We start from the raw sequence: 12848 nt of genomic DNA, 5'->3' as shown, positions 1-12848 counted from the left end.
GCCGCGCGTGTACTACGCCCCTCCGCCCCCGCCGCGCTGGCACGGCCATGACCATGGGCACTACCACCGCCGCGGCTGGGACCGCGACCGCGACGGCATCCCGAACCGCTACGACCGCGATCGCGACGGCGACGGGGTGCCCAACTACTACGACCGGCGCCCGAACAATCCGTACCGCTATTGATCGGCATCAGGCCCGGCCTTGGCGTCAAGTCGGCCGAGTCGACAGGGCACGCGCCGCACGATGTAACGCCTGCGACGATCGAACTTGGCCTACAGAAAACGCCGGTGCCGACGCCCACCATGAATGGGCCATGAAACATCTTCCGATCAAGCTCACCATCGACGAATCGGCGCCCGGCGCCTTTGTCTGGACGCTGCTCCAGACGGACGACAGCGGCGCGCCGCAAAAGGTCGTCAAAGCGGCCGAAGACGTCTACGACTCCTACGAAGCCGCCTTGGCGGCCGGCACCCGAGCGATGGATGCCGAGTTGCGCAGGAGCGCAGCCACCGATCAGCGCAAGCGCGCCACCGCCTGAGTTCTAGGCGAGGTGCGTCTTCAGCGGCACGGCGGGGTCGGCGGCCACCGCCGCGTCGGGGCTGCGGCCTGCTTCCAGCAGCTTGCGGCTCATCATGTGGTCCAGCGCCGCATTGACCGACTCGACGCAACGCAGCACGCCATCGACGTAGTGCAGCAGCGAGAAGGACGCTGCGTTGGCGCCCGGACGCCGCACCGTGTGCTCACCGGGGGTGCCGGGCGCGGGAACCAGTCCCGCCATTTGCAAGCGCAAACCGCCCTGGTCCGACCAGAACCATGGCACCGAATCGTGCGGACGCGCCGCACCGGTCAAGGTGGCGACTGCCGTTCGCGCCTGGTCGTTGGCGTTTTGTACAGACTCGAGCCGCATCGCCTGCCCGGCGCGCCGGTCCGGGAAGCGCGTGCAATCGCCCACCGCAAGCACGGCCTCGTCGCTGGTCTGCATGTATTCGTCGACCACGATGCCGTCCGCGCATTCCAGCCCGGCCGCCTGGGCGAGCGCGGTTTCGGGCACAGCGCCGATGCCCACCATCAGCAAGTCGACGGGCAGCGACTCGCCATCCACATCGATCGACGCGAGCCGCTGACCCTCGGTGTGCCATTTGCCGATCAATGCACCGACACGGATGTCGATCCCGGCGGCGCGATGAACGGCGAGCACGTGCTCCGACAACTCGGGCGACACGGCGCGGCTCAACAGCCGGGGCGCCGCTTCGAGCACCGTCACGCGCTTGCCCAGTGCCACCGCGGTCGCAGCGACTTCGAGCCCGATGAAGCCACCGCCCAGCACCACGACGTGTTGCGCTGCAGCCAGCATCGAGCGCAACTGCGCCGCTTCATCGGCCGCGCGCAGCAGCGCCACATTCGACAGGCCGACCAACGCCGGCAACCTTCGAGCACGAGTGCCGGTGGCGAGCACCAGCCGCTCCCATCCCAGCACCGCACCGGAGCGCAGCGTGACCGTGTGTGCCGCCCGATCGATTGCCGAGGCCGGGTCGCCCAGATGCAGGGTGATACCGGCCTCGGCGTACCAGGCCTCGGGGCGATGGAGTTGCGGCGGCTCATCGGGGCTCTTGAGAAAAGTCTTCGACAGCGGAGGACGGTGGTAGGGCATGGAGTCCTCTTCGCACACCAGGTGCACCCGCGCGCCCTGCCCGGCTTCGGCCAGGCCGGCACAAAGTTGGGCGGCGGCATGCCCGCCGCCGATGATCACGATGTCTTGGCTTGAAGTCATGGCGTGGATTGTCCCTCACGGGTGTCGTGCGCCTGTCCCCCTCGATGGGCACGGCCTGGGGTCTGACCCTGGGGCGCGATGCGCGGCAGCCGGTAGAGTGCGGCCATGGATCTGCACCATCCGCTCGTCCAGAGCCTGCTGCTCCCCCTCGTCGTCTCCTTCATGGTGACCGGCATGCTGCGCGGCGCGCTCGGCCCGGTGCAAGGACGGCGCTGGGCGTCGGCAGGTGCGGCCTTGGCCATCGTCGGCACCGCGGCCTGGCAGCTCGGTTGGCGACTTCCACCCGGCACATTGACCGAGCGCCTGCCATGGATCTTCGCTGCGGCCGCGCTGCTGGGCTTCGTTCTGGAGCTCATGCGCGCCAGCCGGCGCGCCGAGTGGCTGGCTGCCGGCGTGCTGTGGGCGCTCATCCTGGCTGTCGTCGCGACGCGCGCGTTCCCGCTCCTGGTCGGCATGTTGCTGCTCGGCCTGGCCGTGATGCGCGCCGTGCTTCGCGAGCATGCGGCGCGTGCCGATGCGGCCGCAGTGCTGGTCGTCGTGAGCCTCGGGCTGGCCGCCGCGGCGATGCTGGCAGGATCGGCCCTCCTCTTCGAGTTGTCGCTCGCATTGGCCGCTTCGGTCGCGGGCTGCGCGCTGTGGCTCTGGCCCATCGTGCGCATCGCGTTCGGCGCCAGCGGTGTCGTCGCAGCATCGCTGAGCTGGCTGGCCTTGATGCTCGCGACGATCAGGCTCACGGACGTCCGCCTGCTCACGCTGTTGCTGCTCTCAGGCGCCTTCACGTCCGGGCCTTTGGTGCGATGGGGGCGCGGACGCTTGCAGCGCCGAGCTCCACCGCCCGGCGGTCGCGCCCGGACCTGGGTCGAGCCGCTGATCGTGGCCCTGGTCGCCGCTGCCTGGACCGCAGCCGCGCTGGCATTTGCCGTCTGGGGCGCCTCGGAAATGCCGAGCGCCGCGGACGATCCGTACTACAAGCCCAAGTGGTGAATCGCCAAGCCTTTGCATCCCCTCATGAATGAAACCGAATGCGCGTTGCCCGGCGTCGAATCACTCTGGCCACTGTGCCTGGCCATCGCGAGCCATCGGCGAGGCACGGGGCCCGCGCTGTCGCCCGATGAGGTCCGCCGCTTTCGGCACCATCCGACCCATGGCCTGATGCTCGACGAAGGGGCCTGGACGCCAGCCGCACAGGATGTTTTTTCCATGCTGAAGCCGCTCCTCGACCGGCCGCCTGAAGGCCCGACGTGGGTCGTCGGGCAGCTGGGTCAGAGCCTCGATGGCTGCATCGCCACCCGCACCGGCGACGCCAATTTCGTCAATGGGCCTGAAGTGCTGCTGCACCTGCACCGGCTCCGAGCGCTGTGCGACGCGATCATCATCGGCGCTGCCACGGCCGCCATCGACAACCCCCAACTCACGACGCGGCGCGTGGAGGGCGCCAACCCGGTGCGCGTACTCATCGACCCGGGCCTGCAACTTCCACCGACACTCCGCGCTTTCACGGACAAGCAGGCGCCGACCTTGCTGGTGTGCGATGCGACGCGCGCTGCGGAAGCGAATGACCGTGTGGGTGCCGACCAGGTGCTCGCCGTTCCCGGCCTCACTCGGCAAGACGGCAGCATGGACGTACGGCCCATGCTGTCGGCCCTGAGGCACCGCGGCTTGCGGGTGCTCTTCGTCGAAGGAGGTGGCGTCACGGTGACACGCTTCGTCGAGCAGGACTGCATGGACCGGCTCCATCTCAGCATCGCACCCGTGTTGATCGGCGCCGGCAGGCCCGGGCTGTCGTTGCCCGGCAGGGCGGTCATGCGCGAATGCCCTCGCCCTGCTGCCGGCGTGTTCCGCCTGGGCGCGGATGTGCTGTGGGACCTGGACCTGCGCCAGGCAACTCATAGCCCGCAAGGCCAGGGCATGTAGCTTCGGTGGATGCTTCAGTGCTCCCGCACCGCTCCCTCACCGCTCCCTCAACGCTCTCTTAGCGCGTAGGCCTTGGCCTTGAGCACGGGCTTCAGCAGATAAGACAGCACCGTCTTCTGTCCGGTCAACACATCCACCTCGGCCGTCATGCCGGGAATGATCGGCCGCTTTTCGTCGAAGTTCGGTCGGTTGGTCACCACGCGCACCACGTAGTACGCATTGCCTTTCTCGTCCACCACCGTGTCGGGACTGATGTTCTCGACCTTCGCCTCCAGGCCGCCATAGATCGAAAAATCGTAGGCGGTGAACTTGACCATCGCGTCCTGGCCGGGTCGGATGAAGGCGATGTCCTTCGGCAGCACTCGGGCCTCCAGCACGAGCGCGTCATCCAGTGGCACGACCTCGACGATGTCCTTGCCCGGCTGCACCACCCCACCCACGGTATTGGCCATGAGCCTTTGCACACGACCTCGTACGGGCGACTTGACCTGCGTCTTGCTGACCTTGTCCACCAACGCCACAGAACCTTCGCTCAGTGCATTGAGCTTGCTCATCGACTCCGCCAGGTCCTTGCGAGCATCGTTGCGGAACGCGATCTCGGTCTCCTGGATCTTCCGCGTCGCCTCGTTGATGGACGCTCGAACGCGTGCGATCTGCGCGTCGGCCTGTTCGACTTCACCCTTGTTGCGCGTGATGTCGCGCTCGAGGCGCAGCACTTCCACTTCCGAAACCGCGCCGGTGGCAAGCAAGGGCCGGGTCTGGTTCAACTCCTGCCGCGACAGCTCCAGCCCGCGCGCTGCCGCGCTACGCTTGGCCTGTACTTCGCTCAGCTCGCGCTCGCGCTGCACCAGTTGCTGACGATTGATCGACAGCAGTGTGCTCAGCTCGGTCTGCTTCGCCTCGTACAGTTGCACTTCTTCGTCGAGGGTGCGGCGCTCATCGTCATCGGTCGGTGCGGGCGCCTTGAAAGCAGAGCCGTCACCCAGCGCCCGCAGCCGCGCGACCCGGGCGCGCAGCGCGAAGCCCTGCGCGGCGCTTTCGCGCACGCCCGAGGTGGCACGTGTTTCATCGATGCGCAGCAGCAGTTGGCCTTCTTCGACCTGCTGGCCCTCGCGCACCAGAATCTCGGCGACGACGCCGCCATCCAGCGACTGCAATACCTGCAGCTGACGCGACGGAACCACCCGCCCCTCGCCGCGCGTGACTTCGTCGACCGACGCCAGCGCCGCCCATACCAGCAAGACGGCGACCACCGCCAGCGCGGCTCGCACGATGTCCTGCGCGCGCCGGGTGGACTGCCTCGACATCACGGCATCGACGGCTCCCTCGAAGCTCGCCATGCCGGGAATCGGCTGCTGCTGAGGCACATTGGGTTTTGCGACTGCTTTCATGCCGCCCTCGTGATGCGCCCATCCTGCAGCGCTTCCATCATGGCGTCACGCGGTCCGTCGGCCACGATCTTTCCGCCGTCGATCACGATGACGCGATCGACCATCGACAGCAGCGACGTCCGATGCGTCGCCACCACCATCGTCTTGCCCGCCCCGAATTCGGCCAGGCGCCGCGTGACGGCGGCCTCGGTGGAAAAGTCCATCGCACTGGTGGGCTCGTCCAGCAGCAGTACCGGCGTGTTGTGCAACACCGCTCGCGCCAGGCCCACCGCCTGGCGCTGCCCGCCGGACAGGAACTCGCCGCGCTCGCCGACGTTCATGTCGAAACCCTGGGGATGGCGGTTGATGAACTCGGACAATCCCGCCACGTCGGCAGCAGCGATCACCGACGCGTCGTCCGCGTACGGCAGCCCGAAGGCGATGTTGTCGCGCAGGCTGCCGTAGAACAGCATCACGTCCTGCGACACGCAGCCCACGTTCTTGCGCAGGTCGGCCGGGTCCAGCTGATTCAGGTCGATGCCGTCCAGCATGACGCCGCCCGAGGTCGCCTTGTACAACCCCATCAACAGTCGCTGCAGCGTGCTCTTGCCCGAGCCCACGCGGCCGATCAAGGCCACGCGCTCGCCGGCGCGGATCTTGAACGACAGCTTGTCGACTGCAGCGTCGCTGCGGTTCGGGTACTGAAAGCTCACTTCGCGAAACTCGATGTCCCCCCGCACCGAGGCGCGATGGATGTAGGCTGCGCCGTCTGCACGCACATCGCGTTCCACCGGCTTGGCCATGAAGTTTTCCAAGCCCTGCAGCGCCGTACGCGCGCCCTGGTACTGCATCAGCAGGCCCACGAGCTGGCCCGCCGGCGCCAGCGCGCGTGAAGCCAGCATGCTGCACGCGATGAGTCCGCCCATCGTGAGCATTCGCCCGCCGATCAGATACACCCCCGCCACCACCATGACCACCGTCACCATCTGCAACGTCGTGGACGTCAGGTAGTTGGCGCCGTTGGACAAGGCACGCATCTTCACGTTGGTGGCGGACAGGAACACGTTCGCCCGCTCCCAGCGGGCCTGGATCGTGCCTTCGGCGCCCTGGGTCTTGATGGTTTCGATGCCGGTCAGCGACTCGATCAGCGTGGCGTTTCGGGTTGCCGAGGCACGGTACGTCGTCTCGGACAGCGTGTGCAGCTTGCCTTGAATCATCCAGCCGAAGCCGAGAACGGCGGCGAACGCGACCACCACCGGAATGGCCAGCCATGGCGAGATGACGATGATCACCAGGAGAAACAACAATGCAAAAGGCAGATCGATCAGCGCCGTGACCGTGGTGGAGGCGATCAACTCCCGTACCTGCTCGAAACTGCGCATGTTCGAAGCGAAAGACCCCACCGACTCGGGCCTGTGTTCCAGGCGCATGCCGAGCACTCGCTCCATCAGGCGCGCCGAAATCTGCACATCGACACGCGCGCTCGCCTCGTCGACGAAGCGGCTGCGCAGCTTGCGCAGCAACAGGTCGGCGCCCAGCACGATGACCATGCCGATCGCCAGCGTCCACAGCGTTTCCATCGCCGAGTTCGGCACGACCCGGTCGTACACGTTCATCGTGAAGATCGGGCTGGCGATGGCAAACAGATTGATCAGCGCTGCGGCGCCGAGGATGTCGCGGTAGACGGCGCGCTGCGCCAGCAAGGTGCTCCAGAACCAATGCCCTTCGCGCGACGGGCGAACCTCCGGCGTGCGCTCGTCGAAACGAAAGTGCGGGTGCACGTGCAACACATAGCCCGTGCTGCGTCGCGCCACCTCCTCCGCGGACAGCATCACCGCGCCCTGGCCCGTCTCGGGCAGCAGGACGCGCACCATGCCTTCTTCACGGCCCAGGAGCACGCACGCCTTGTTGTCCTTCAGCAGAAGAATCGCGGGCAGCGCCGCACGATCGACCGCGGCGGCCGTCGCACGTTCCAGCTTGGTCACCATGCCGGCGCGCGCAGCGGCACGCTCTGCAAGTTCGAGCGTCAACCGCCCTTCGGGGCCCAGCGGCAGGCCTGCTGCGAGCGAGGCCCTGGTTGCGTTGTGGCCGTGGAGGCGGCAGATCTCTACCAGGCAGTCGAGCAGCGCATCGGGTTGCAGAAGATCCTGCCGAAGGCGCTCGACGGCACTCGGCTCCGGCGCAAGGACGGATGACGGAGGAACGGAGATATCGGTCATGGCGCAGTCACCGGCTGGGCATCGCTTGGCCGGCTTGGGTGGACGTTGGCAGGGGCTGCACGGCGCAAGCGTCAGCGGGTTGCGGCGTCGCCGACCATCATCCGCGGCGACACCGAGGCGGGCAGGCCGCGCGCCGCGGCCGCCTGTTGGGCCCGCACTCGGTTGTCCAGCTCAGCCCGCGGCAAGCCGTCCAGCTCCGTCGGATCGACAGGGCAACGTCCGGCCGCGTCTTCGCCCGCTTCCCAACCGTTCGAGTCCGGCGCCAAGTCCTTGGCGTCGGACTGCTGCGCCAGGCCGAAGGCCACGCCCAGCGTGCCGATGGCCGCATGGGTGCGCAAAATCGCGATCTCGCGATCGGTCTGGGCCTGCGCCAGCGCACGCTTGGCGGTGTAGAGCTCGTTCTCCGCGTTCAGCACGTCGAGCAGGCTGCGCTGGCCGATGTTGAACTGCTGGCGATAGGCGTCGCGCGCCTTCTCGATCGCCTCGGTGTTCAGCTTCAGGAACACCAGTTGCTCTTCGAGCCGACGGACTTCGTTGAACGCGATCGCCGTGTTTTGCCGCGTGTCTCGGCAGGCCTTGTCGCGCAGGTCACCGGCCTGGGTCAGAAGGTGGCCCTGCTGGCGAAGGCGGGCAGCATCCGTGCCGCCGTTGAACACGTTCCAGTTCATCACCAGCGAAGCCGAGGTCTCACGCCGTTGGTTTTCGAGGCCATCGTAGTTGCGGCCCGCGCCCGAACGAAGACGCGCCTCGACCCGCGGCTGGAAGGTGCTGCGCCACGCGCCGGACTGCGCACGCACGCCACGCAGGGTCTCGATGGCACCGGCGATCACCGGGCTCTTTTGAACCGCTGCCTCGAGTGCGGCCTGGGTGCTGGCCGGCAGCGTTCGGCCCAGCGGAGGCACGCCATCGACATAGCGCGGAGGCAGTTCGCCCACCACGCGACGGTAGCGCTCCGTCACGTCGTGCAGATTGGTCTTTTCGGTGATGAGGTTCGACTCGGCCAAGGCCAGGCGTGCGCTCGACTGCTCCAGATCGACGCCGCGCGTCACCCCCGCCCGCACCCGGCTTTGGATCTGGTCGGACACCGACTTGTGCTGCACGTAGTTGTCTTCGGCCAGCGCAACCAGCTTGCGATAACGCAGCACGTCGTAGAAGGCACGCCCCGCCTCGAGCGAGGTTTGCTCGGTCGCGTCCACGAACTCGAAGTAGCGTGCCATGCGGTTGTGCGACGCGCGGCTCACCTCGCTGCGCGTGGCCAGGCCGTCCCACAGCATCTGCGTCACGGTGACGGACGCACCGTTGCGGCTCAGGCTCTGATCGGCGGGATTTCGGTTGTCGATGCGGTCTTGCGTGCGCCCCACTTCGGCAGCGACGTCCACGCGAGGCAGGTAAGCACCCCGTGCCGCGTCGATCTCGTCGACCGATGCGCGAAGCGCATTGAACTTCGCAGCGACCTCCGGGTTGGTCTGCAGGGCTTGCTGCGCGGCGGCAGCCGGCGTGGGTGCACCTTGCGCGAAGGCGGTGCTGCAGAAGAGTGCCAGGAAGGTGAGGCCGATACCGGCGATGGATTTGTGGTGGTACATGGTTGCTAAGTCTTTAGTGATGTTGGATGGAAGAGAACGGAGCCAGTCGAGCTTGATCCATCAACCGGCCAGGAGCTTTTGCTGATCAAGAAGGCTCTGGATGATTTGTTGCGCGGTCAGCGACGAGTTGGCCGTGAGGTCCACGTTCTGCAGCGTGATGGTCTGGTCGTGTACGCCTGCGCTGTAGCCGCCGTCAGGGAACTGACCGGTGCTCGAGATGCGAATGACGGTGTCGCTGCCAGACCGCTGGAAGGACAGATAGTTGTCCAGCGAGACGGCCGTCGCGCTTTCGCCTTGCAGCAAGTCGCGAAGATCAAGACGGTCGCCCCCCGTGCCGTTGGCATAGTCGGCGGTATTGAAGTCCGAGATCGTGTCCACGGCCGGTGCGCCGCCCGTGCCGCGATCAGCGAGCTCCCAGCGGAAAGTGTCCGCACCGATGCCGCCAGTCAGCGTGTCGTTTCCAGCGCCGCCGATGAGCGTGTCGTTGCCGCCCTGGCCCAGCAGGACGTCGTTGCCGCGCCCGCCGTTCAACACGTTGCTGCCGGTATCGCCGCTGAGTCGATCGGCCTGGGCCGTACCGGTGACGTTCTCGATGCTGATGAGCGTATCGATGATCGTGCTCGAGCCACTGCCATACCATTTGTCGGCCGTGCCCGCGGCGAGGTCGACGTTCACGCCCTTGCTCACCGTGGCCCGCAGGGCAGCCGCAGAGTCGCTGTAGTCCAGCGTGTCGATGCCGTTGCCACCGTTGAAGGTGTCTGCCTGCGGCGGGTCCATCAGTGTTGCCTGGCCGGTCGCGCCGGCCGTCGGGCCGAGGGTGTCCAGGATGGTCACATTGGGGTTCGCCGACAAGCTGGCGTAGGTGTCCGTTGCGGAGAACGGCGTGTCGCTGATCACGAAGCGCAGGCTCTGCGACTGGCTGATCTGGTCTCCCCGACCCCAGGCCAGCAATTGCTCGATGTCGTAGGAGCTCCCGAGATCCACGGTGAAATACGCATGGTTGCCCGTATTTCCATCGCGAAGGTACGCGATGTTCGAGGTTGCGCTGTTGCCGCCGTTGTAGTTGAGGCCTTGCCCTTGACCGTCGGTCAGGGCGGCAAATCGGTTGGCACCGTCGAAGTTGACGTTCTGCGGAGCAGTGTCGGAGCCGAACCCGACTCCCCCGGTCGCACCGAGGCCTGCGGCAACGTTGGTGGAGACGCCATTCTTGGTAGCCCACACCTCGAGTTCGGTCAGAGCCAAGGCGGACTGCGCTGCGCTGGAAGCGTAGGTGTGGTAAATGCGGATGTAACGCCCCTTGATCTGGGTCGCACCCGTGTCCCGCAGAAGGTCGTCGCCATCCCCACCGTTGAGCGTGTCGCGGCCCGCGCCGCTGATCAGCGTGTCATTGCCGGCATCGCCATTGAGCTGATCGTCGCCCGCACCTCCGTCGATGACGTCATTGCCATCGCCCCCGTCGATCTGGTCAGCGCCTCCGCCACCGGTCAGCGTGTCGTTGCCACCCAGGCCATGAATCTTGTCGCGCCCGTCGCTGCCGAAGATCGTGTCGTCTCCGGCAGTGCCAGAGTTCTCCTGGCCCGTGCGAATGAGGTACTGACCATCCACTGTCGGGTTCTCGATGATGTCCTGCAAGTCGGTCAGCACCGGCGTCTGTTGGAACATCGCGTAGTTGCTCAGGCCGAGAATCTGCGTGGCCGGGCTGTCCACTGGCGTCAAGCTGACCTCGAGTGCGGCATTGGTAGCCCACTCGTAGTAGATGATCTCGACGTTGTGGTACCCCTCTGTCAGATTCACGATCGGAGGGTTGGGCGTGGTAGCACCAGCACCTCGCAGATCCAATCTTTGGACGCCGTCGATGTAGACCGCAAAGCCATCGTCGGAGAACCCGTTAAGTCGATAGTCACCGGTCTCCGTGATCAAGACCTGTCCGACGATACGCATGACCCCGTTTTGCGTACGACCGAACGTACTGGTGGCGGTCAAGCTCGACCCGTCGCCAGTGGCTCCATTCGCATTGAGGAAATCGTAGACGCTCCCCGACGTGACCTGCTGGTTCGCTGACGAAGTCGGGTTCGAGCCGCCAAGGCCCTCGGCATTGTTGACGGCATGCGTCGGGGGATTTCGGTCGTAGAAAACGTTGGTGGAGTTGAAGATCGCATCGGTGGCCGCTGCCGAAGCAAAGATCCCTGTGCCGACGATCGATGAGCCCTGTCGTCCATTGATCAAGGCAATTGCCTTGGCAGCTGTGTCGATATTGCCGCCCCCTGGCACCAGTCCGTCGAAAGCCTGTGAGTTGTATCCCGCGGGCATGGCGGCGGCGGTGTTGTACCCGTAGTACTCGCCGCGCAGGCCGGTGACGGCCACCGTGGTCGTGGACACAAGTTGCGTGTCGTTGTCGTTGATCGTCGAGAAGTCGCTGGCCGAGGCGTTGGTCGTCACATTCGGCACGACGGGGGTGGCGGTCAGTGTGAAGGTCTCATCGCCCTCGTCGATGACGTCGTTGACGATCGGCGTGCGTACTTGCACCGCCAAGGTATTCGCCGGAATAGTCAGCTGTCCGCCCGCGGCGATGGCCACCCAGGCGCCCATGCCGCCGTTGGCGTTGGGGTCGAAGTACTCCAGCGCCGCCTCGTTGCCGTAATCGGCGACCTTTGTCGCCGTATCGCCGCCCGGCCCGGACTGCCCAAGCGTAAGCGTGACGACCACCGGTTGCGCGACCGCGTTGCTAAGGCTCACGGTGAACACCGCGTGGCCGAACGCATCGTTTTCGTTGACCGATTCGCCAGTCACGCGCAACTCCGGCGGGTCGTTGTCCGTGATGGTGCCAGTGCCGGTGACCGTGCCATTTGCCGTGGTGCCGGGCGCCGCATCGACCCTCAACGTGAACTGCTCGTTGCGTTCGCTGATCTGATCATCGACGATTGGCGTGCGCACCAGCAACGAGGTACTACCTGCTGCGATGGTCGCCGTCGCAGCGGCCACCCAAGTCGTGCCCCCGTCCGTGGAGACTTCCAGGTTGGTGACGCCCACACTGCCGTAATCGGTGCCGGATCCAAGCGCCGTACCGTCAGCCAGAGTCAGAGCGAGGCTGATGTCCTGCGAGCTCGGGTTGGTCAGGGTGACGGTGAACTCTGCATGGCCACCGTCTTCTGCCACTGTTAAGTCCGAGATGCCCAGGCTCGGCGCACCATCGTTGTCCGCGATCGTGGCCTCGCCCTCCACCCTGGTGGTGGCCGGCGTCACCACACCGCCCGTGACCGTCGCCGTCAGCTTGAAGGTCTCGTCCACCTCGTCGATCTGGTCGTCGGTGATCGGCGTGCGCACCTGCACCTGCGTCTGCCCGGCACCAATGATCGCCGTCGTGGCGCTCGTCCAGGTTTGGCCGTTGTCGTTGGACACCTGCAGGTTCGCCACGTTACCCGCCACGGTGCCGTAGTCGACTGCGCCACCGGTGGCGGTGCCATCGGTCAACGCCAGGCTGACCGTGGTGTCCTGCTTGCTCGTGTTGCTCAGCGTGAGCGTGAACACCGCAAAGCCCGCACCTTCGTTCACCGTCGGGTTGCTGATGACCAGGCTCGGCCGGTCATCGTCCGAGCTGCCTCCCGGCGGCACGACACCCGTGCCATCGTCCACGATCGTGCCCACGCCCGTGCCCGCGTTCTGGCCGATGATGGCGCCTGCGGTCGGATTGCTCAGCACCATCTGGAAGGTCTCCGGACCTTCGTACTGCGTGTCATTGGTGATCGGTACCTGCACCTTGATCGTCTGCGTGCCTTGCGCGCTGGGCTGGAAGGTCAGCACCCCGGTCATGGCCGTGTAGTCCTGCCCGGCAATGGCCGCGTTGGGGCCCGCTCCATTGGCCGTGCCGTACGTCACGCTGATCGGCTGGCTCGACTGCCCCGTCAGCGTCACCGTGAACTCGACGAACCCACCCGCCTCGCTGACCGCCGGCGGACTGTCGATCGACAGCGTCGGCGCACCATCGTTGTC

Annotated in this window: 9 protein-coding genes; 4 read left to right on the top strand and 5 right to left on the bottom strand. The window is 66.3% G+C overall.

What is annotated here, in order from left to right; all coding sequences use genetic code 11:
* Together B0W80_RS36360 and B0W80_RS32570 are read left to right on the top strand one after the other, a co-directional pair.
* A partial coding sequence (locus tag B0W80_RS36360; protein WP_373039337.1) for a thrombospondin type 3 repeat-containing protein occupies window positions 1-184 on the top strand: 184 nt, incomplete at its 5' end.
* 130 nt (window positions 185-314) lie between these two features.
* Window positions 315-539 carry a hypothetical protein gene (locus B0W80_RS32570; RefSeq protein WP_077003290.1) on the top strand — a complete coding sequence of 75 codons (225 nt, stop codon included), beginning with the start codon at window positions 315-317 and terminating at the stop codon, window positions 537-539.
* A gap of 3 nt (window positions 540-542) precedes the next feature.
* Here the strand turns inward: B0W80_RS32570 and B0W80_RS32565 are convergent, their stop codons facing one another.
* Window positions 543-1772, bottom strand: coding sequence for an NAD(P)/FAD-dependent oxidoreductase (locus B0W80_RS32565; protein ID WP_077003289.1), 1230 nt, complete (start codon window positions 1770-1772; stop codon window positions 543-545).
* Window positions 1773-1877: 105 nt separating this feature from the next.
* Here B0W80_RS32565 and B0W80_RS32560 point away from each other — a divergent pair, with 105 nt between their 5' ends.
* Window positions 1878-2756 carry a hypothetical protein gene (locus B0W80_RS32560; RefSeq protein ID WP_077003288.1) on the top strand — a complete coding sequence of 293 codons (879 nt, stop codon included), beginning with the start codon at window positions 1878-1880 and terminating at the stop codon, window positions 2754-2756.
* Window positions 2757-2972: 216 nt separating this feature from the next.
* Entirely contained in the window at window positions 2973-3686 is a 714-nt protein-coding gene (locus B0W80_RS32555; protein ID WP_218668982.1) for a dihydrofolate reductase family protein, read from the top strand.
* 47 nt (window positions 3687-3733) lie between these two features.
* Here B0W80_RS32555 and B0W80_RS32550 read toward each other — a convergent pair whose 3' ends face one another.
* From B0W80_RS32550 to B0W80_RS36355, 4 genes are all read right to left on the bottom strand, one after another.
* Window positions 3734-5026, bottom strand: a complete 1293-nt coding sequence (locus B0W80_RS32550; RefSeq protein WP_256856751.1) for an HlyD family type I secretion periplasmic adaptor subunit — start codon at window positions 5024-5026, stop codon at window positions 3734-3736.
* Between the two features lie 47 nt (window positions 5027-5073).
* On the bottom strand, window positions 5074-7275 hold the full coding sequence (locus tag B0W80_RS32545) for a type I secretion system permease/ATPase (RefSeq protein WP_077003285.1): 2202 nt from the start codon (window positions 7273-7275) through the stop codon (window positions 5074-5076).
* Between the two features lie 71 nt (window positions 7276-7346).
* Entirely contained in the window at window positions 7347-8858 is a 1512-nt protein-coding gene (locus tag B0W80_RS32540) for a TolC family outer membrane protein (protein ID WP_077003284.1), read from the bottom strand.
* Window positions 8859-8918: 60 nt separating this feature from the next.
* Window positions 8919-12848, bottom strand: a 3930-nt coding sequence (locus tag B0W80_RS36355; protein ID WP_143684885.1) for a Calx-beta domain-containing protein, incomplete at its 5' end; no start/stop codon positions are given.

Source organism: Variovorax sp. KK3 (genome assembly GCF_001984055.1).
Classification (GTDB): Bacteria; Pseudomonadota; Gammaproteobacteria; order Burkholderiales; family Burkholderiaceae_C; genus Variovorax.
This window is presented reverse-complemented; position numbering and strand designations above follow the sequence as displayed.

Bases quoted from the DNA above. Each gene is read 5' to 3' on its own strand.
- B0W80_RS32540 (WP_077003284.1), bottom strand. From the start codon at position 8,858: ATGTACCACCACAAATCCATCGCCGGTATCGGCCTCACCTTCCTGGCA.
- B0W80_RS32570 (WP_077003290.1), top strand. From the start codon at position 315: ATGAAACATCTTCCGATCAAGCTCACCATCGACGAATCGGCGCCCGGC.
- B0W80_RS32550 (WP_256856751.1), bottom strand. From the start codon at position 5,026: ATGGCGAGCTTCGAGGGAGCCGTCGATGCCGTGATGTCGAGGCAGTCC.
- B0W80_RS32565 (WP_077003289.1), bottom strand. From the start codon at position 1,772: ATGACTTCAAGCCAAGACATCGTGATCATCGGCGGCGGGCATGCCGCC.
- B0W80_RS32560 (WP_077003288.1), top strand. From the start codon at position 1,878: ATGGATCTGCACCATCCGCTCGTCCAGAGCCTGCTGCTCCCCCTCGTC.
- B0W80_RS32545 (WP_077003285.1), bottom strand. From the start codon at position 7,275: ATGACCGATATCTCCGTTCCTCCGTCATCCGTCCTTGCGCCGGAGCCG.
- B0W80_RS32555 (WP_218668982.1), top strand. From the start codon at position 2,973: ATGCTGAAGCCGCTCCTCGACCGGCCGCCTGAAGGCCCGACGTGGGTC.